15 protein-coding genes and 1 tRNA gene are annotated in these 20,903 nt (G+C 54.1%); 9 read left to right on the top strand and 7 right to left on the bottom strand.

The window, feature by feature from the left end:
• Window positions 1-7: 7 nt before the first annotated feature.
• From galT to IPG22_12565, 4 genes are all read right to left on the bottom strand, one after another.
• The gene (gene galT / locus IPG22_12580) at window positions 8-1,054 is read right to left on the bottom strand and encodes a galactose-1-phosphate uridylyltransferase (protein MBK6589121.1); all 1,047 of its coding nucleotides are present in this window, start codon (window positions 1,052-1,054) and stop codon (window positions 8-10) included.
• A gap of 154 nt (window positions 1,055-1,208) precedes the next feature.
• The gene (locus IPG22_12575; protein ID MBK6589120.1) at window positions 1,209-2,162 is read right to left on the bottom strand and encodes an ABC transporter permease; all 954 of its coding nucleotides are present in this window, start codon (window positions 2,160-2,162) and stop codon (window positions 1,209-1,211) included.
• Between the two features lie 142 nt (window positions 2,163-2,304).
• Window positions 2,305-3,798, bottom strand: coding sequence for a sugar ABC transporter ATP-binding protein (locus IPG22_12570; protein MBK6589119.1), 1,494 nt, complete (start codon window positions 3,796-3,798; stop codon window positions 2,305-2,307).
• A 130-nt stretch (window positions 3,799-3,928) separates the two neighbouring features.
• Complete coding sequence (locus IPG22_12565; GenBank protein MBK6589118.1) at window positions 3,929-5,494, bottom strand: YifB family Mg chelatase-like AAA ATPase; 1,566 nt, start codon at window positions 5,492-5,494, stop codon at window positions 3,929-3,931.
• Window positions 5,495-5,713: 219 nt separating this feature from the next.
• On the opposite strand from IPG22_12565, the gene IPG22_12560 reads away from it, so the two are divergent.
• The 7 genes from IPG22_12560 (at window position 5,714) to IPG22_12530 (ending at window position 10,538) form a co-directional block, all read left to right on the top strand.
• Complete coding sequence (locus tag IPG22_12560) at window positions 5,714-6,916, top strand: trypsin-like peptidase domain-containing protein (GenBank protein MBK6589117.1); 1,203 nt, start codon at window positions 5,714-5,716, stop codon at window positions 6,914-6,916.
• A 254-nt stretch (window positions 6,917-7,170) separates the two neighbouring features.
• A complete protein-coding gene (locus IPG22_12555; GenBank protein ID MBK6589116.1) occupies window positions 7,171-7,431 on the top strand; it encodes a 30S ribosomal protein S21 in 261 nt (86 codons plus the stop codon).
• A 119-nt stretch (window positions 7,432-7,550) separates the two neighbouring features.
• Window positions 7,551-8,300: a 5'/3'-nucleotidase SurE gene (surE, locus tag IPG22_12550; GenBank protein MBK6589115.1), complete on the top strand. Its 750-nt coding sequence runs from the start codon at window positions 7,551-7,553 to the stop codon at window positions 8,298-8,300.
• 35 nt (window positions 8,301-8,335) lie between these two features.
• Window positions 8,336-8,974, top strand: a complete 639-nt coding sequence (locus IPG22_12545; protein MBK6589114.1) for a protein-L-isoaspartate(D-aspartate) O-methyltransferase — start codon at window positions 8,336-8,338, stop codon at window positions 8,972-8,974.
• A 62-nt stretch (window positions 8,975-9,036) separates the two neighbouring features.
• On the top strand, window positions 9,037-9,759 hold the full coding sequence (locus tag IPG22_12540) for a VTT domain-containing protein (protein MBK6589113.1): 723 nt from the start codon (window positions 9,037-9,039) through the stop codon (window positions 9,757-9,759).
• 119 nt (window positions 9,760-9,878) lie between these two features.
• Window positions 9,879-9,955, top strand: a tRNA-Pro gene (locus IPG22_12535).
• A 52-nt stretch (window positions 9,956-10,007) separates the two neighbouring features.
• Window positions 10,008-10,538 carry a GNAT family N-acetyltransferase gene (locus tag IPG22_12530; protein ID MBK6589112.1) on the top strand — a complete coding sequence of 177 codons (531 nt, stop codon included), beginning with the start codon at window positions 10,008-10,010 and terminating at the stop codon, window positions 10,536-10,538.
• Window positions 10,539-10,576: 38 nt separating this feature from the next.
• Here the strand turns inward: IPG22_12530 and IPG22_12525 are convergent, their stop codons facing one another.
• From IPG22_12525 to IPG22_12515, 3 genes are all read right to left on the bottom strand, one after another.
• Entirely contained in the window at window positions 10,577-13,306 is a 2,730-nt protein-coding gene (locus IPG22_12525; GenBank protein ID MBK6589111.1) for a TonB-dependent receptor, read from the bottom strand.
• A 162-nt stretch (window positions 13,307-13,468) separates the two neighbouring features.
• Window positions 13,469-13,852 carry a 6-carboxytetrahydropterin synthase QueD gene (queD, locus tag IPG22_12520; GenBank protein MBK6589110.1) on the bottom strand — a complete coding sequence of 128 codons (384 nt, stop codon included), beginning with the start codon at window positions 13,850-13,852 and terminating at the stop codon, window positions 13,469-13,471.
• Window positions 13,853-13,864: 12 nt separating this feature from the next.
• Entirely contained in the window at window positions 13,865-15,877 is a 2,013-nt protein-coding gene (locus IPG22_12515; protein MBK6589109.1) for an ATP-dependent DNA helicase, read from the bottom strand.
• Between the two features lie 116 nt (window positions 15,878-15,993).
• Between IPG22_12515 and IPG22_12510 the strand changes: the two genes are divergently transcribed.
• Window positions 15,994-19,536 carry a M36 family metallopeptidase gene (locus tag IPG22_12510; GenBank protein ID MBK6589108.1) on the top strand — a complete coding sequence of 1,181 codons (3,543 nt, stop codon included), beginning with the start codon at window positions 15,994-15,996 and terminating at the stop codon, window positions 19,534-19,536.
• Window positions 19,537-19,844: 308 nt separating this feature from the next.
• A complete protein-coding gene (locus IPG22_12505; GenBank protein ID MBK6589107.1) occupies window positions 19,845-20,717 on the top strand; it encodes a carboxypeptidase regulatory-like domain-containing protein in 873 nt (290 codons plus the stop codon).
• The last annotated feature ends 186 nt before the right edge of the window (window positions 20,718-20,903 follow it).

Raw genomic sequence — 20,903 nt, 5'->3', positions numbered from 1 at the left:
TAACCGATTAACTAGCTTTGTAATGAACTGCCGGCAACGCACGAAGCTCAGCCGCCTTTTCCTCGGGTGAAGTGTCGCTCAAAAAATTACCTCCGCCGATCTCAGGGCCGGCAAGATATTTGAGTAAATTTGGCTTTCGCAGCGGTGGATGAAATTCGATATGAAAATGAAATCCACGATGATCGCCGCCGTCGGTTGGGGCATTATGCAGCGGCATAACATAGGGAAATGGCATTTTCCAGAGGTTGTCGTAACGAACCAACACCGCTTTCAACGCCTCCGCAAAATCCGCGACTTCGCGTTCGTTAAGTTCCGCAACACTGCGGCATGGCCGTTTCGGGGCGACGTAAACCTCGTATGCATAGCGAGCAAAATACGGCAGAAAACCGATCGCCGTTTCATTCTCAAATATCACGCGTCGTCCGTCTTTTTGTTCAGAGTCTATGATATCAGCAAAAAGCACGCGGCCGGTTTCCTTGAGATGTCGATCGGCAGCTTTCGCTTCAGTATCGATCGTCTTAAATACAAAATTCGTTCCGTATATCTGCCCGTGCGGATGTGGATTGGAAACGCCGACCGCTTCGCCCTTATTCTCGAATATCAGAACATGATCGATCTCGTTGCGGCTGCCAAGATCGCGGTATTCCCGCTGCCAAGCAGCGATAACTTCTTCAACCGCAGTCTTGTCCATCTCAGCGAGCGAAAGGCCGTGATTCGGGCTATAACAGATCACACGAGCAAGGCCGTTCGCAGGGCGATTTTTATAAATGCCAACCGGCTTGTCCGGCTCCATCGGAGCATTTTGGCCGACGCTTGGCAGGTCGTTATCGAATACAAATACACCCTTATAATCGTCATTATGAACGCCGCCGACACGCTCGTTTCTGGGGCACAGATAGCAATTTTCGACGTATTCCGGAGTATGCTTCTCGCGGCCCTCAAGCATCTCACCGCTCCACGGCCGGTTCTGCCGATGAGCCGCGACGATCACCCATTCTTCCCGAAGCGGATGCCAACGCTCTTCCCAAATTCCAGTTTTGGCTTTTTCTACCATTAAACAGAGCCTCGAACAGGGCAATAAGAAATGGAACACAGATAAATCGGATCGGGCGGATCAACACGGATACGAATGAAAAAACTTTCGGGTGGATCCGCGTAAATCCGTCGTAACCGTTTCATCCGCGTTCTATTGAGCGTCGCCCACTGGACTACGTCGCGATACGTGCCGCTTGCCGCTGTCTCAAAAGCTGATCCGTAACCACACCGATCAAAATAACCGCGCCCATCACGGCGAAATTTAGCGAACTCGGGATGCCCAACAGATTGACCAGGTTTTGCAGCACTTGCAGCAAAGCTGTGCCGATCAGAATTCCGATGATCGAGCCTTCGCCGCCACGCAAGCTACAGCCGCCAAGGACCGCCGCGGCAATTCCATAAAGCTCGTAGAAGTTACCGTGCGACGACGGTGAGACCGAGTTCGTGTAGAACGCGAGCAAGATACCGGCGATCGACGTCAGAAATGCACACAGGATATATGCACTCGCGACCACCATGTTCGAATTAATTCCCGAATATCTCGCCGCTGTCTCATTTCGCCCGACAGCAAACAGATAGCGGCCAAATATCGACCTGTGCAGCACGACCCACGCAACAATACTGATGCCGATAAGAATTATGAACGGCGTCGGAACCCCAAAAACGCTACCGGTCGCCATACTCTGCAGCGTTTCAAATCCGCTCGCGGCGCCAAACCCCTTCGTCTCGTCGCTCGCGACAAATCTCGCGAGTCCGCGATAAAACAGGAGTCCGCAGAGCGTCACGATGAACGGCTGAATTTTGACCTTAGTAATGAGAAAACCGTTGAAAACACCAAGCATAGTCGTGATCGCGATCACCAGAAGTACCGCCGCGATCGCCGGCAGATGCCATTCGACGAGAAAGATAGAGAGCAGAACGCCGAGCAACGCGAACACCGAACCGACCGACAGGTCAATACCGCCCGTGATGACCACAAGGCCGAGTCCGATACTGAAAATACCGTAGATCCCGATCAGCCGGGCCAGATTCTGCAAATTCACACCCGATATAAAACTCGGATTCAAGATCGCGAGCACAATACAAAGCACGACAAGCAGTACAAATGTTCCTAGTTCTTTTCTCATCTCTTTTCAATGACTGGAGCGGCAAGCACCCCTGCTTGCCAGCGGTGAATACCCACTAAATTGGATCGCAGAACAATTTAGCTTAAAGATTTAGATTGCGGAGGCCGCAGCGTGGCAAGCAAGGGTGCTTGCCGCTCCAGTCCTACGCATGCCCAACGGCAAGTCGCATTATCGCTTCTTCACTCGCATCTTCGCGATCGAGAATTCCGGTGATCGAGCCTTCGTGCATGACGGCAACCCGGTCACTTTCGCCGATGACCTCTTCCATATCGCTTGAGATCATGACGATCGCAACGCCGCTTTTGGCGAGGTCACGCATTAGTTGATAGATCTCGGATTTAGCTCCGACGTCGATGCCGCGAGTCGGCTCGTCGAATATTAAGAGCTTCGGCTCGAGCGACAGCCATTTCGCCAGTACAACCTTTTGCTGGTTTCCGCCGCTTAGGTTCGCGGCTTTTGATTCGACCGACGGAGCCTTCACGTTCAGCCGCTCACACATCTCTTTTGCCTTGGTTGTTTCCGCCGCCTTGCTCACCAATCCGCTCGACGAATACCGCGATAGCGCGGGCAGCGTGATATTCTCGCGAATTGGAATATCCAATATCAGCCCCGAATTACGACGATCCTCCGGGATCAGAAAAATACCATTCCGAATAGCATCATTCGCCGACGAAATGCGAATCACCTTGTCGTCGATATGCACCGTACCCGAAACCGGAACATCCACCCCAAATATCGCCTGTGCCGCATCCGAACGCCCAGCCCCAACCAAACCCGCAAATCCTAAGATCTCGCCTTTCCTCACCTCGAACGAGATCGCGTTATTAGGATAACGCCGCGTTCTGAGGTTTTTGACACTGATCGATTCGCTCGTCTCGTTCGAGTTTTGCGCGCGATTGTGCCTTTCGATGTCGCGCCCGACCATCATTTTGACGATGGCGTCGTGGCTGATCTCATCGCGTTCCAGAACACCGGCGTTTTTGCCGTCTCGCAGAACGACCACGCGGTCGGCGATCTCCTTTATTTCACCCAGACGGTGCGAGATGTAAATAATGCTGACGCCCTGGTTTCGCAGGTCTTTGATCACTTCAAGCAGCCGCTCTGTCTCGGTTAGTGTAAGGCTCGAGGTCGGCTCGTCCATGATCAGGATTCGGGCGTTGAGCGATAGGGCTTTCGCCAATTCGACCATTTGCTGCTGGGCGATGGAGAGTTCGCGTAATGGCGTTTTGCCGGGGATGTCGAGGCCGAGACGCTTCAGAAAAACCTCGGCATCGGCATTGAGTTTTGCGCGGTCGACCAGAAATCCAAACTGCTTCGGCTCGCGGCCGAGATAGACGTTTTCGGCGGCGGTGAGGTTGTCGAGTACGTTCAATTCCTGATGTACGAAGCCGATACCATGCAGGCTCGCATCCGAAACCGACCTGATCGCAACCTCTTTACCATCAACAAATATCTTCCCGTCGTCGGGCTGATAAACACCGCCAAGGATCTTCATCAGCGTCGATTTGCCCGCACCGTTCTCGCCCGCCAAAGCCACAACCTCGCCCGGGCGAACCGAAAAATCAACGCCCCCAAGCGCGATCACGCCCGGAAAGCGTTTGCCGATACCCTGCATCTCTAGAATCGGTTTGGCCATAGTCTAATTAAACAACGGATCAACGCAGATTAGCACGCATTAGGACAAGATTTCTCCTAAATAATGAGTTTTTTAATGGATTTTGATTTCCGTGTTGATCCGCGTCAATCCGTTGTTTAGATTTCTCCAATCACGCCCAATAATTCCGATCGAGCGAACGATAATTTATCGCCTCACTGATATGCCCGGGCTGGATGTTTTCGCTGCCCTCGAGATCGGCGATCGTGCGTGAGACCTTTAGAATTCGGTCGTGAGCACGTGCCGAGAGCCCTTGCCGTGACATCGCTCGCTCTAATAACTCTTCGCTCTGAGCATCGAGTTCGCAAAACTTGCGGATCTGTTTTGGTGACATTGCGGAATTTGAATAAACGCCATCGCCACCGAGCCTTGCGATCTGGATCTCGCGCGCCGCGTTCACACGTTCCCTGATCGTCGCCGAACTGTCGCATTCCTCGACATTTTTTCCGCGAAGCTCGTTGAACTTCACCGCCGGAACATCGATATGAATGTCGATCCTGTCCATCAGCGGCCCGGAGATCTTGCCAACGTAACGCTGGATCTGCATCGGCGAACATTTGCATTCGCGCGAAGACCCGAAATACCCACACGGGCAAGGATTCATCGACGCCACAAGCGTGAAATTCGAAGGAAATGTGAGCGAAGTCGCCGCCCGCGAGATCGTCACCGTCTTGTCTTCCATCGGCTGTCGTAGGACTTCGAGGACGCTGCGGTCAAATTCGGGCAGCTCGTCGAGAAACAAAACGCCGAGGTGAGCCAGCGAAACGTCGCCAGGTTTCGGTATAGAGCCTCCTCCGATCAGCCCGGCCTGCGAAACCGTGTGATGCGGCGATTTGAACGGCCGTTCGACTATCAAGCCCGATTTTCCGGTAAGTCCCGCCACCGAATGGATCTTCGTGATCTCGATCGCCTCTTCGAATTCCAGCGGCGGCAATATCGTCGGCAAACGCTTCGCGAGCATCGTCTTGCCCGATCCCGGCGGGCCGATGAACAGGATGTTATGTCCACCCGCACTGGCAATTTCCAATGCCCGCTTCGCTGACTGCTGGCCTCGGACCTCATTAAAATCAGCGGCGTATTTATTCTCACGCGATTTTAATTCAGAGAGGTCGAGTTTCAACGGCTGTATCCGCGTGGGTTTTCCCGTCATCAGATCGTGAGAAAGATCCGCGGCCATTCGCAGGTCTTTTATAGGATAGACATTGATACCGCTGACAACCGCCGCCTCAGGAGCGTTTTCCTCCGGCAGAAATATATGTTTAATGCCCGCCTCACGAGCCTTCAGCGTTATTGATAAAGCCCCGCGAACGGGACGAACACGTCCATCGAGAGAGAGCTCCCCGACACTCAAAATGCCCTCAACGCTCTCGATCGCCAGATCGCCGTTCGCCCCGAGTATTCCCAAAGCCATCGGAAGATCGAAGGCCGCTCCTTCTTTCTTAACATCGGCCGGAGCGAGATTGATCGTTGTCTTGTGAAAAGGAAAAAAGTACTTGCTGTTGGTTATCGCCGCCCGTACACGTTCTTTCGACTCGCGGATGGCCGTATCCGGAAGACCAACGATAGAGAAAGGCGGGATAACATCGCCCTCATTCTTAACCGGCTGCAGATTCACCTCGATATCGACGATCAACGCATCGATACCATAAACGCACGCCGATTGCGACAGGAAGAGCATAGTTGAGCAAATTGGAACAACCGAAGTCTATCCTATTTGCGCCGAAAAATAAAAACAATATCGCCCGGCGACTTCAATTTTGGTGCAGGGTTCTAATACGAAAAGAGACCGCTGGCTGTTTCCAAACAACCTAACGCGCTTGCCACACGTCAAACAGTATTACTATCGGAAAGAGTTGATTTCACTCTCGCAACCAGCATCGTTTGGCGGATAAAATATATGATCAGGAAACTCGGCGTTTTGGCGTTTGCATTGTTATTTGTTTTTGGGCTTTCAGCGGAGCTATCGTTTGCGCAGATCGCAGTGACAGCGGATCACGTGGCTGAGAGTTCGCTGAATGCGGTGGTGACGATTCAGCTGGCGGCTGACGGGCAGTCGAATGCGGTCGGGTCGGGGCTGATCGTCCGCTCGGATGGATATATTTTGGTGCCCTTTAGCCTCGTTCGCGGATCACGCGAGATACAGGTGCGGCTTCGCAATGGCGAGACGTATGACAAGGCCGAGATAGTCTCGACGGACGAGCGGCGAAACATCGCTATTCTCCGTATCAATGCAGTTGGTTTGAGCTACATCCCGAGCGGCACGACCGAAGAGTCACAGGTTGGCTCAAAAATGTTTGTCGTCGCGAGTCCAACCGGGCAGTCCGTTGTTAAGGCCGATCTCATGCTGAATTCCGTCCAGATGGCCGATTCCGTGCAGGGAGCGGGCAAAGGCTATCGGCTGCTGCAATTTGGTTCGATCGACGGCGTTAATCCTGCGGGCGGGCTTCTGCTCGATGGATTTGGACGTTCGCTGGGGATTGTCACGACGACACCGGACGTAAAAGGCGGGAACATCGCCGTTCCGCTCTCAAGCATTATCGGGATGATCCGCTCTGTGCCGGTCAATAATGTGGGGACGACCGCTGTGTCCACGTCGACTTACCCGGCGGCACCGGCTCCAACGCCATACACGATCCCGCAAAGTTCGGTTCTCGTGCCTCAACGCGGTGTCACACCATTAACGGCCAAGGGCCCGGGCTCCGCGGTCGTCAAACCGGCGACGGTTCCAGAGATCCTCGCCCTGTCAAAGACGATATATGTCACCAGTGGAACCGTATCGTTCAAGTCCGATCAGCTTGTCAACGAGCTGAACAAACGCAAAGAGATACCCGAATGGGGCCTGTCGTTCGTTGACGAACGAGATCTCGCCGATCTCGTACTTGAGATAGATCATGTCTTGCTGACGTGGAAGTACACATTCAAGATATACAGCCAACGCCTCGGCACGATCGTCGCCACGGGAAGTGTAGTCATCCTCGACGGCAACATCGGTGCACCCCCAATGGCCGAGCGAGTGATCGAAAAACTAAAAACCGCCCGCGGCCCCGAGAAGGCCGCTCCTAAAGTAGAACCGGAAGTGAAGACCAAGACCGAAAAATGAGAATTCTTCTGACTGGAGCTGCATGCATCCATGCTTGCCACACCGAGGGTTCCTCGGTGTTACGGTGGTGATTATTTCTCAAGTTGGTCGAAACAGCGGCGCGTAAGCAGTTTGCAACTGTTGGCAAGCAGGGATGCTTGCCACTCCAGTCCTTCGGAGAGCAAGCCTCCAGTTTGCATTTTCACTCACAATCCGGTCTAATACTTGTTTGCTCCTGGCAGCAAAATTTTCGCCGAAAGGAGGTGAGCAAATAAATGGCATATATTAACGTGAACAATAACGAATCTATCGAATCAGCATTACGCAGGTTCAAGAGAAAGGTTATCAGCGAAGAGATCATCAAGGATCTCAAGAAGCACGCTCACTTCATCCCGCCGGGTCAGAAGGCAAAGCTAAAATCGGTAAACGCCCGCAAGCGTAACCGCCGACGTTTCCGTCAGCAGCGTCCGATGGGTAACGGTACGGGCACCGGCACCGGAGCATCGCGTCCGCCGATGGGACAAGGCAACAGATAGTTAATAGCTAAAAGTGATCAGTTAAAAGGTGAAAAAGTACGGCATACGTGCATTCTTTTTCACCTTTTGGCTTTTTCGCTCTTCACTATTAACTTTTCACTTTTAGTTTTTAACTTCTCATGACCCGACCACGCATACTTTTAACCAACGACGACGGCTATCATGCGGATGGCATTTTGGCTCTTGAGGCGGCTCTGAGCGAGGTCGGTGACGTTTACGTTGTAGCTCCGGAATCTGAGATGAGTGGAGCTTCGCACAGCCTTACCCTTTCGCGGCCATTAAGGATCAGGCATCGCGGGGCACGGCATTGGACGGTTGACGGGACGCCAACCGATTGCGTCACGCTCGCCCTAAATCAGATCCTGCCAAAGGACGAATTACCGCACATTTGCTGTTCAGGTATCAATCATGGCGGAAATCTGGGTGACGACGCAACCTATTCAGGCACCGTCGCCGGTGCGATGGAAGCGACGATCCTTGGTGTCGCCGGGCTCGCATTCAGTCTTGTGGTGTACCGCGAGCAGGATTTCACCGAATCTGCGAAGATCGCCGCCGAGATCACCCGAAAGGCTCTCGCTGACGGAATTCCAAAAGGCACTCTGCTCAACGTCAATGTACCAAAAGGCGTTCCGAGGGGCATCCGCGTTACGAAACAGGGCTTCAAAGATGCTCGGCCCCACATTACCGAACACCTAGATCCGCGCGGAAAGCAATATTATTGGATCGGTGAGCTTCGCGACGGCTTTCACGCTGAGGGCGGAACGGATTTTGAAGCGATCGATGAGGGCTACGTCTCCGTCACGCCGATGAGAAGCGACCTGACAAACCACGCAGCTCTTGAAACTCTGCAATACTGGAACACGAACTAATGAACGCGGCTTCGAGGCCAAATCTGACTGACGAGATGACCATGCAGCGGCTTCGCATGGTCGATAAACTTCGCGACGAATACCACATCGCGGATGAACGCGTTCTCGAGGTCATGGCAAATTTACCGCGTCACCTTTTCGTTCCCGAAGCGATAAAATCACAGGCATATCGCGACAACGCCCTCCCGATCGCCGGCGGCCAGACTATCTCGCAGCCGTATATCGTCGCTCGAATGACGAGTCTTTTGGAACTTACTGGTTCCGAAAAAGTGCTCGAGATCGGCGCTGGTTCCGGCTATCAGACCGCGATCCTGGCTTCGCTCGCCCGCAAGGTCTTTTCGATCGAACGCCTGCACAATCTCGCCGCCGAATCCAACCAACGATTGCAAACGCTTGGATTCAGAAACTTTACGCTCAAAGCCGGCGACGGCACCAGCGGCTGGGACGCCTATATGCCGTACGATGCGATACTTGTCGCCGCCGGCGGCCCGGAGATCCCTGAACCGCTCGTCAAGCAGCTCAAGGTCGGCGGCAAACTCGTCATTCCGGTCGGCGAAGATCGAAAATCGCAAATGCTCATCCGCGTCACGCGAACTGAAACAGGCTCGACAGTCGAGAACTTCGGCCCGTGCGCCTTTGTCCCCCTAATTGGGGAATTTGGCTGGAATGGCTAAACTATAAGCCTTTGGTCTTCACTCGTTGGTTTTTCTGACAACTGACAACCGACAACTTCTTTATGGACTCAATCGTCGAATTTCTTTACACCTTAAAAGATTTTCTCAATCCAAAATTCCTGATCGACTATATGCTGAATCTGCTCGGCGTGTACGTCTATTTCGGTTTGTTTTTTATTATCTTCGCCGAGACAGGGCTTGCGGTCGGCTTCTTTCTGCCGGGCGACTCGCTGCTTGTCGTTTCAGGCCTCTTCGCTGCTGCCGGCAAGTTGAATGTTTTGCTTGTGATGCTGGCCTTCTTTCTCGGTTCAGTGATCGGCGACAGCACCGGTTACTGGACCGGCCGGGTAATGGGCAAAACTCTCTTTAACCGCGAAGAATCATGGGTCTTCAAGCCAAGCCGGGTTGAAAAAGCTCATCACTTCTTCGAGAAATACGGCCCCAAGACGGTGATCCTCGCGAGATTTGTTCCGATCGTACGCACGTTCGCCCCGATCGTAGTTGGTGCTGCCGAGATGCCGTACAGGCAATTCCTTCCCTACAGCATCTTTGGCGGATTGCTTTGGATCGGCAGCATGGTGCTTGCTGGTTACTTCCTCGGCGGTGTCGTGGAACGGGCCCTGAACATCAAGCTCGAAGATCATATCGAAAAAGTCGTCATCGTCGTCGTCGTCCTTTCACTGCTACCGCCGATCATAGAGTTTCTTAAACATAAATTTGGTAAAAGGCCTGACTTAGTGGACGAGATAGTTGAGGTCGTTGAGGATGACAAACCGGCCGCGTAAACCACGTTCGAAGTCGCGGCTTTAGCTGGCATAACCGCAGCGAATACCCACCTAAAGGTGGAACTTTGAACTCCGTTTGACTAAACCACCCGTGTGACCTACACTCAAACATTGATCGACGGGGCGTAGCGCAGTCTGGTAGCGCGCACGGTTCGGGACCGTGAGGTCGGAGGTTCGAATCCTCTCGCCCCGACCACTTATAAGAAAGGCAGCAAATCAAGCGGTTTGCTGTTTTTTTGTTTTTAGCCATGGATAACCAGAAACAAGACATCACCATTAGAACCGCCGCCGAAGGCGATGCCGTCCTGATCTCCGTACTCGCTTCGACGACCTTTTACGAAGCGTATTTCGAGCAGGATGAACCGGGTGACCTGGCGGGCTACATTCACGATTCATTCGAGATCGCCGTACTCGAAGCAGAGATCGCCGATCCGGCATCCCGCTTTTACATCGTTCTGCGTAATGGGAAAGCCGTCGGCTACGCGAAGCTCATAACCGGTTCGACGCACGCGAGTATCACTTCGCCAGATCCGGTTGAGTTAAAGCGGATCTACCTGCTTGAACGTGTTTGGGGCACCGGACTGGGCGAGATATTGCTGGAACACTGCATTAAGACGGCCAAAGAACTTGGCGCAGGGTCCATCTGGCTGGGAGTATGGGAAGAAAATCAGCGAGGGCAAAGTTTCTATAAAAAGCACGGCTTCGTGCAGACCGGAACGCTGGAGTTCCCATACGGAGATTCTGTTGGAATTAATCTCGTAATGGAAAAGCCGCTATAAACGTTTCCGTAGGCACAAAAGCCGTGTAGCAGAGGAATTTAGAATCTGTATCTAAACTGTGCGTTAAAGCTCCGTCCCGTACCATCTATTCCCCAGCTTGGATTTCGGTACGCTCGATCGAATATATTCTCAACCGACCAGAAGAATCCTGCCCTGTCGTTGATAGTGATGCCGCCGCGTATATTTGCGGTCACATAACCAGGCAAATACGTGTAAAGCGGCACTACCGTGTTGTCGTTGACGACCAGAACGCCGTTAATAGTGGCTCCGATCGGCAGCAGGCGATTCTGCACCTGAAGCTGAGTCTCGTTGGTCGCACGCAGAATTCCGCCGGCTGACGTACATCCGGTCGTACCCGGCGAGGTCAGGCCGTTGACGCACGCGCCGCGGCGGAAATAGTTCTGGATTTGGGCCCGCGAACGCGGAGCAGCAGTTCGGCGATCCGACAGGTCAAGGCTCGAAAGTCGATCCTGACGGTCGGCAAGCGTTGAGTAGCCTTCAACCCAGAATCGCGAATGGTTATAGCGAAGGCTGACAAACGCTGTCGGCGGCGGTGTTCCGCCCTCGATGTTTGGCGGCAGGCCAGTGGCCTTGTCGGCTGCTTTGATATAAGTGTAGTTACCTTTGAGGATCAGATCGCGGCGTAGTCTCGCTTCTGCTTCGTATTCCACGCCCCAGATCTTTGCTGCCGTAAAATTGGTACGAACGAGAACCGGAGCGGTGGACGCAGCGACAAACACAGTGCCGTTGGGGGTTTGGCTCGTGATCAACTCGCCGCCGAGCGATTTACCAACCGCTCCCTGCGGCAGAATTAAAGCCTGTTTAGTGATCGCGTCGACGATATCGAGACGGAAGAACGTCAATTCCGTATCGAACCGCTTATGCTGATAACGGAAGCTGAGGTCGTAGCTGTTGCTCTTTTCCGAACGCTGTTTTTCAACCGGCAATCCGGTCGAAATAGCCGAGGCACTGGCGGTTGTTCCGATCGTGCCGCCCAATTCTGAAGCTGAAAGATGATCTACCTCAAAGCCGTCTCCAGTCAGCCCAAGTGTTCCGAGATCGGTCATGCTCGGGTAGCGAAAACCACGGGCAACGTTGAACGCCACCCGGAAATGATCCGACGCCCGAACGACCGCACCGATGCGGCCCGATAGGTCCGCCGTCTTAAGATCATCATCCGCCCACAAACGCTTGCCGGAAACGATCGGCGATTCTTTTGAATTAACGTCATAGTGCATCCCGCTGTAACGCAAGGCACCCGTGACGCGAAAACGGTCAGGAACGACTTCCCACTGATCCTGAACGAAAATACCCTGTGAATCGAAAGTCGCTTCATCCGGTATGCGGGGACGCGAGATCGTGACGACATTAGTCACCGGGTTAACTATGTATGCCGGCGAATTCAGCCTTTCGGCATAAGCATCTCCGCCGATCAGCATCGTATTTCGGCCCCATTTCTTGTCGACAAAAAAGCTGGCACCATAGGTCGATGTGCGTTCGTATTGGTGCGTAATGTCGCCGTTTGGGTTTCCCTGGCCGCCTTGATTTACGCGTTCCTCGCGCTGGCTGTTGTAGGACGCGGTGAACGAAAAATTATCGAACGGTGCAAAACCCTGCTTTACGTACCGGATATAGCCAAAATCAAGCATCAAATTTCGCAGATCGGCAATTAGATTGCCGTCGCCGCCAAGTAGTTGATCAAAACGCTTGCCGTTGTCCTGCTGGCTTCGTTGATAGTGGAATATGATCTGCTGGTCGTCACGCGGTGCAAAATTCATGCGGATCGCACCGCCATATTGGTTAAAGCCGGTTCCCGGACTGCGATCGTAAAGTGTAGTCGACGGCAAGCCGAGAAAGCGGAGAACAGCCGAGTGAGTATCATTGCCGCCGGCAGTGCGAACATCGCCGATCTTGCGTCCGGCCAGGCTGACATACCCGCCAAAGCGGCGCGTGCCGTAGCTGAGCAATCCTGACGAACCGTAACCTTTGTCAGCCGAGCTGAAAACCGGGGTGAATTCACCGTGCCACTCCGGTGTTGCCGTGCCGAAACCTGGCGATTTGGTGACCAGATTGACCGTTCCCGCAAGCGAATCGGAACCGTATTGTGCACCAGTCGGCCCGCGAAGCACCTCTATCGATTGCAGATTGGTCGGCTCATTGAGATTCAAAAAGGTGTTGATGCCGCCGCGCTGTGCTCCATTTGTGTACCGCACGCCGTCAACGAAATTGACCACGTTTTTACCCGTCAGGCCGCGAATAACGATCGCACCGATCGTCGGGCTCGTTCGCTGATAATTCAGCCCCGCTTCCTCTTCGCCCGCTTGCGCTAGAACTGAAGTCGCTCGCTCGAGGATCGCCTCGGGATCAATGACATTGATCGCCTGCGGAATATCCGCGGCATTTGCCTGCTGGCCGATCTCAGCCGTTACCGAAACGCGGCTCTCGCCGACCTCAAGCGAAATAACCAGGCCGCTGATCCCCGAAGCTGCGACCGCAAGAGACTGCTCGGCGATCGCAAAACCGTTTGCAATAATGCTCAGCCTATAATCTGCAGGGGGCAGAGTCGAGAATGCAAATTCTCCGGAGCGATCAGTGACAGTCGTCCGGCTCACTCGGGCTTGAGCACTGCGCATCGTAACGATCGCACCGGCAACGACGTCGCCATTCTGATCCTTGACCGTTCCCGCGACATTCTGAGCGTTCGCCGATACAATCGACGCCAGTCCTAAAAGAAATGCCAACAAGAATGGCTGAAAATACTTATTCATAAATGTTTGCGATCCAGGTCCGCTCATTCGAGCAAGCCTGGAGAACGATCTGATTTTGCTTTGCTTAAATCCGAAGAATGAACAGTCTATAGGCAGAGTCTTATTACTACCACTAGTCGTAGAGTGGTAGTAAAAAGAAAACAAAAATAAGCCACTCAGCGGCTAATCGATCTGATATGTCGCAACGCTGGTCGGGGTTTCGAAACATCGAACCTTGTAAACGCTGACGCGATCGTCGGCGATGCGGGAGTTTAGATATTCCAGGAAATAACGGGCAAGATTCTCGGCCGAAGGATTAAGCTCTTCGTCAAAGGGCGGAAGTTCGTTGATATTCCGGTGATCGAGATACTTCACGATCTCGTCCGCCGCGGATTTGAGATCACCGAAATCGATCAGCAGGCCTATATTATTCAGCTCCGAACCACGGGCAAAGATCTCGATCTTATAATTATGCCCGTGCAAATTCTCACACTTTCCCTTGTACCCACGCAGTTGGTGGGCAGAGGAGAAATTGCGTTCGATCATTACTTCAAAAAATCCAGCCATACTTTGCCTAAATCATATCGCACGTTCGTCCGCTTGCTGAAATATCGCCGCGACGACCTCAACATCACCCGTTATCCGCATCCTCGGCAGGCTTTGCAGAAAGTCGCGGCCGTAGCCTTTCGTTCGCAAACGCGGATCGAGAATCGCAATGACGCCGCGGTCTGTTTTGCTTCTGATCAATCGGCCAATTCCCTGTTTTAGCGTGATCACGGCCTGCGGGACGCTGTAGTCGAAGAAAGAGCGGCCGCCGTTTTCGTCGATGTGCTTGCTGCGTGCCTGAACGAGCGGATCGCTTGGGACGGCAAAGGGCAGTTTGTCGATGATCACGCACGAAAGCTGATCGCCACGAACGTCGACGCCCTGCCAGAAGCTCGAAGTTGCAAACAAAACCGCATTCGGCGTCGCTCTAAATCGATCGATCAGCCCTGTTTTAGACATCGTTCCCTGCAAAAAGCATGGATAACCGACGCGTGACGAAACTAGTTCATACAACGCGGTCATTGACGAATTGCTCGTGCATAAAACAAAAGCGTGGCCGCTCGTAACCTGCAGAATTCTTATGATCTCAGCCGCCGCCATTTGCGTAAAATCCGGCGAACGCGGGTCGGGCATCGCCTTTGGCAAATAAAGTATCGCCTGATTTTCGTAATCGAACGACGACGGAGCTTCGAGCGAGTTCGTCTTGCCCGGGGCGAGGCCGAGGCGGTCGCGGATGAAATTGAAACTGCCGTTTGCCGACAGCGTCGCCGAGGTCAGAATGCACGTATCCACCTTATCGAACAGCTTTTCCTGCAAAAGCGTCGAAACGTCGACCGGCGAAGCCTGCAGATAAACGCCTCGACCGCGGCGTTCGAGCCAGTAAACAAAGTTTCGGTCTGCCTGTTTTACGATAAACCCGAGATCGAATCGCATCTGCCGAATACGTTTAACGACACTGTCTGCCTCAGGTAGTTTGTCGGCATAAACATCAACATCCGCTTCGAGACGTCCAAGCGAATCATCGAGCGCGTAATAAGCCTCGCCGAGCGGCGTTGCGATCTCACCACCATTCACACCCCTCGTATTAAATGCGTCCGGAAGCAGCGGAAAGCGGCCTTCCTGTCCGCGAGCCTGCGAGAGCCGTGACCAGAACATCTCGGAAAGGCCCGCGATCTTCGCGGAGACCTTCATTATCGCTGCGTTGAATATCGCATCATTTATCGGCAGCGAAGCCGCGTCGTGAACCAGTTCATCAACGCGAAAATTCGACACCTGAAACCCGAAGTAGTCCGCCGCGATGTCCTCGATCAGGTGAGCTTCGTCAAATATCACGGCTCCATAATCCGGCAAAACCTTGCCGAACTGATTGCCGCGAACGTTCAGATCGGCGAAAAACAGATGGTGATTAACGATCACAATGTCTGCCTTGTCCGCTCCGGCACGCATCCGCGTGATAAAACACGGTTCGTAATCGGGGCATTTCTGGCCGAGACAGGTTTCGGCTTTGGCGTTGACGCGGTTCCAGAATGGAAGATTCTCAGGCAGAAACGTCAGCTCGGCGCGGTCGCCGGTTTGGGTTTCGCGTGACCAATCGACCACCTCGCGAAAGCTTTCGACCTCGCCGACGCCGTCGAGGATCGGCTGATCGCCGCTTTTGTGCAGGCGATAGAGGCACGCGTAGTTCGAACGGCCTTTCATGTACGCCGCTGAGAATTTCTTCGGAAATATCTTCTGCAGCAGCGGAATGTCTTTCTCCATCAACTGCTCCTGAAGGTTCTTTGTGCCGGTCGAGATGATGATGCGTTTGTGGGTGCGGATCGATTCGTTGATGGCGGGAATGAGATACGCGAGCGTTTTTCCCGTTCCGGTTCCAGCTTCGACGATGAGGTGTTTTTTGTCGATGAACGACTTGGCGATCGCCTCAGCCATGCGGACCTGGCCTTCGCGATATTCGTAACCGTCATGAAAACGCGCTATCGGGCCATCCGGCCCGAAGACCGAACTGCCTAGCTCTACGCTTTCTTCCTGAGGTTTCTCACCCGCCATTTTTTTGACTCGCAAACGCCGCGAATCTATAATCTTAATGTTTTTATTGATTTAATTCGAAACCAAGCCCGGTTTTTCGCATCTTAAGAAGCAGTATTTTTTTAAGGGGATATTTAATGTCACGTAGTTTTGATTCGGGGACCGGACGTAAGTTTTTGTTCGTAATTGTACTCGCCGCCATTGTCGCGGCCATTTTTCTTTTGCCCCGAACGCCCACGCAAGCCGCAAAAAACCGTGTCGACCGGACTGAAAGCCATCAGGACGGAATAACGAATTACGATATCCGCACCGATAAACACGCGGTCGAAACGATCGCATCCTTCCGAAGCTCTGCCGGTAAGAATGCTCCGGAGATCGCCGACGCGCGCGACGCGATGGTTCGCGGCGAGGAAAAGCTCAAGCAAAGCGTGCCGACCCTAAAGGTCGAATACAATCGCGACCTTCAGATCCCCGAGGTCATCGCACCCGACGTGAAACAAGGCCGAGCCTTTCTAACGAAAGCGGCCGTCGGAAACCGCGCCGAGGCTCTACGATCTTTCCTTAATGCTAACGGCGACCTCGTAGGTGCTCGCGGAACGGCGCTCGATCAGCTCAAAGTTTTTTCAGACTACACAAACCCTGACGGCAACCTCTCGTATGTCGAATTCGACCAGGAGATCAACGGAATTCCCGTCTTCCGCGGCCAGGTTAAGGCTGGATTCACGCAGAAAGGCGAGATCATCCGAGTTATCAATAACTTCGCTCCGGGCCTTGATGAGAATGTACTCTCGACCGATTTCGGCGATCCGGCAGAAGCATTAAAAGCCGCCGCAGGACACATCAATAACGCAAAATACTCGCAAAGCCTGTTAGCACCTCTTGCCGAAATTTCGACGGCGTACAAGGTGATATTCGGCAAAGGCGATCTGGCCCCGACGGCCGAAAAGGTCTACTTCCCGACCGAGCCCGGCGTTGCTGTTCCGGCCTGGCGAGTACTGATCTGGCAGAGCGTAAATTCGTTCTACGTGATCGTCGATGCCCAAACCGGCACGATGCTCTGGCGAAAAAATATCACGGAGGATCAATCGCAGGCCGCGACGTACAACGTCTATGCCAATCCGAACGCGATGATCAATGTTGCGGATAACCCGTTCCCGATGACGCCGGGCACTTCGTCGCCGAACGGAATGCAGGGCTCAGCGATCTCACGCACCGCAGTCACGCGGATCGGTAACGAAGCTCCCTATACATTCAACAACCTCGGCTGGATAACCGACGGCAATAATACGCTCGACGGTAACAACGTCCAGGCGGGCCTCGACCGCGAGCTTCCGAATGACGGTTCGCTTAACGCCAATGCCATCGATCCGGGCAGTATTCCTGCAGGCTCGCCGAACCGCGTTTTCAATTTCCCTATCAATCCCGGCGTTCCGACCAATCCGTCTCTCAACACAGGCGACGCTCCGCTGCCCGACGGGCAAAACCCGCAGATCTGCCTCGAAGAGGGTACGAACGCCGTTCCGACCGACTTTCAAAAAGCCGTCGTTACTCAGCTTTTTTACATCTCGAATGTTTTTCATGACGAGACCTATCGCCTCGGATTTACCGAGGCGGCCCGCAATTTTCAGAACGATAATTTTGGCCGCGGCGGCCTTGCAGGTGACCGCATCTCGGCTCAGGCTCAGGATTGCAGCGGCATAAACAATGCAAATTTCACAACGCCCGCCGACGGAGCCCGGCCGCAGATGCAGATGTACCTCTGGCAGGCACCCAATCCGGATATCGACGGATCGCTCGATGCGGACGTGATCGTTCACGAGCTGACGCACGGACTGTCGAACCGGCTCCACGGCAACGGCGATGGCCTGCAGCTCGATATTGCCCGCGGAATGGGCGAAGGCTGGTCCGATTTTTACGCACACTGCCTGCTTAGCGAACCGACCGACCCGATCGACGGCATCTACACGATCGGAGCCTACGACACCTATCTTTACAGCAGCGTCGGCTTTAACAACTACTACTACGGCATCCGCCGCTTTCCCAAGGCTGTCATGTCCGCCGTGGGCGGCCCGCTGAATAGGCCGCACAATCCGCTGACGTTTCGTGACATAGATGCGACCACATCCGACCTTTCGGACGGTGCATTTAACCCGAGATTCAACACAACTGCGGATCAGGTTCATGCCATCGGCGAGGTTTGGAGCTCTGCCCTGTGGGAAATACGCGCCCGTATGATCCAGCGTCTCGGCTGGGCGGACGGCAATCGGCGAATTCTGCAGTTCGTCACCGACGGGATGAAGCTCGCTCCGCTCGGCCCGACGCCGCTCTCGGAACGCGATGCGATGATCGCTGCCATCTACGCGAGCGGGACCGAGGCCGATCTCGCCGACGCGTGGGCCGGATTTGCCCTTCGCGGGTTCGGTGCAAATGCGAGCATTCAGGCTCTCGGCGGCATCAGCACGGGCGGCAGCGGCCAGGTCCGCGTTACAGAATCATTCGATCTGCCTAACTTGAGTGTAGTTTTGACCTCGGTCACCGATTCTCAGGCGGGCGACGGTGACGGTTACCCGGAGCCGGGCGAGCGAGTTACGCTCAACCTGACCGTCACGAATTCGACCGGACGAACCGCCACGAATGTTTCCATGCGGATCGGCACCGATCCAACATCTGCGATCGGTGATCTAACAGGCAGGGCGAGTTCCTTTGCGGGTCTCGGCTATACCATCCCAAGCGGCACCGCCTGCGGGACCACGATCCCGGTAAACATCGAATTCAACAGCAGCCTCGGAGCGTTTACCTTCACCCGCAACATCTTCGTGGGTAAGCCCGCAGCGACGACGGCGTCGGAAAACTTTGACGGCGTAACATCCCCTTCACTGCCGAATGGATGGACTGCCGTCGCCGTTTCCGGCGGCGTGAATTTTGTAAATTCAACGATCACGCCCGATTCCGCTCCGAACGTCATGTATGCCCGAAATCCGACCACGGTCGGCGGCGGAACCGACCTGACCGGGCCGCCGATCTCGGTTACGTCTTCGGCCGCAACGGTAACGTTTCGAAACAGTTACAATACCGAAGCAGGATGGGACGGCGGCGTTCTTGAGATCTCGATCCAGGGCAGCGAATATCAAGACTTTCTAACGGCGGGCGGCACCTTCACCCAGAATGGCTACAACCGCTCGCTCGGCGGCGGCCGCAACAACCCGATCGCCAGCCGGCAAGGCTGGTCGGGAAATTCGAACGGATATCTAACGACGATCGCCCAGTTCCCGGCCGCCGCAAACGGCAAGATCGTCCAGCTTCGCTGGCGGTTTGGGGCCGATGATAACACCGCTGGAACGGGAACAGATCCCGGCTGGCGGATCGATAACGTCTCACTTTCGGGCGCCGGATTTGTGACGAGCTTTGTCTGCGCTTTGAACGCTCCGCCGGTTTCGATATCAGGCCGCGTCCTAACGCCGAACGGCATTGCCCTCAGAAACGCCGTCGTCATCCTGACCGATCAGCAATCGGTGCAGCGAAGATTCACGACCGGGTCTTTCGGGATTTTCAGTTTCGATCAGATCCAGGTTGGCCAAACGTACACCGTCAGCGTCGGCTCAAAACGCTATCGCTTTGCCCCGCAGATCCTGAATATAACCGGAGCGGTGACAAATCTGGATCTTGTCGGGCTCGAATAAGGCTTTTGGATCTTGCATTTCGGATCTTGGATCTTGGCTCTTGGATTTTGGATTTAGATTTTGGGCGTCGGTCTTTGGTCTTTGGTCTTGGTTTTCGGGCGTGGGTCTTGGGCCGCCTACTGCCTTCTGCCAACCGCCTGCTGCCACGGCCGCTGCCACGGCCAACTGTTAAACACTGTTTACGATTTCGATTGACTTTGCCGCTCTTGAGCAATATCCTTTCATTAGATCAATTTGCCAGACTTTTCGGCCTTCGCGGGCGTCAAAATTGTAGTATTTGGTCTTTATTATTAAGGGGTTTAATGGGTATGAAGATGGCTCTTGGCAGGACGGCTGTAGTAAAACTGCCGGTAATCGCATTTTTCGTGTGTCTTTTCGCTATCCTGTCGCTGGTCGGCAGCCGGCAAAGAGCGGCCGCTTCAGCATTCGGGCCGACGCCGACCCATACTAACGCCCCGGGCGAAGCCAATTGCACAGCCTGCCACGGAGATTTCGCTCTCAACAGTGGTGAAGGTATGGTCGAGATCACCGGCGTCCCGGCGACATACACGAGCGGCCAGCAGTTCAACATTGTGGTTACGGCGACCCAAGCCGATGCGGTTATCTACGGGTTCCAGTTCACAGCGATCGACAGCAACGGCCAGAAGATCGGCACATACGACATTCCGGCCGCAAGCGAAAACCGGATCCAGCTTTTGCAGGGCCTTGTCGGAGAAAATATGCTCCGCGAGTACATGGAGCACACATCCGGCGGGCTCACCAACGGCCAGTTCGGCTCTAATTCGTGGGCATTTACCTGGACAGCACCTGCGACATCTGCGGGCCGCGTAGATTTTTACGCAACCGCGAACTGTGCCAACAGCGACGGAAACACGGGCGGCGATTATATCTACTCGACCACCAAGTCAACGCTTCCGTCCGCAGCAACGCCAGTTTCGATCAGCGGCAAGGTAACAACGCCTTCAGGCCTGCCGCTGCGCAACACGAAAGTGATCATCACCGACCCGATGGGCGTTCAAACACCCGCGATAACAAGCTCATTCGGACTATACAGCTTCACCAACGTCCCGAGCGGCGCGAACTACACCCTCAGCGTCCAATCAAAACGCTACCGCTTCGCACCCAAGATCCTCACCCCGGCCGGAAATCTGACGAATGTCGATTTCATAGGGCTTGAATAATGCAAAAGCCCGTTAGCAACGGCAATTCCTTTCAATGCAAAAGCCCGCGCGCCAACAAGGGCGATTCATTCAAGACGGATACTCAGAAAGCCCGAAATATTAAAGTTGAACGTTTCGCCCTTGCTCACGCGCGGGCTTTTGCACCGACAAGTAACGCGTTCGAATGGTAAGGCTGCTTTGCACCCA

It is taken from the genome of Acidobacteriota bacterium, assembly GCA_016703965.1.
Classification (GTDB): domain Bacteria; phylum Acidobacteriota; class Blastocatellia; order Pyrinomonadales; family Pyrinomonadaceae; genus OLB17.
Note: the sequence above shows the minus strand (reverse complement) of the source record. Positions and strands in the feature narration are given on the sequence as shown.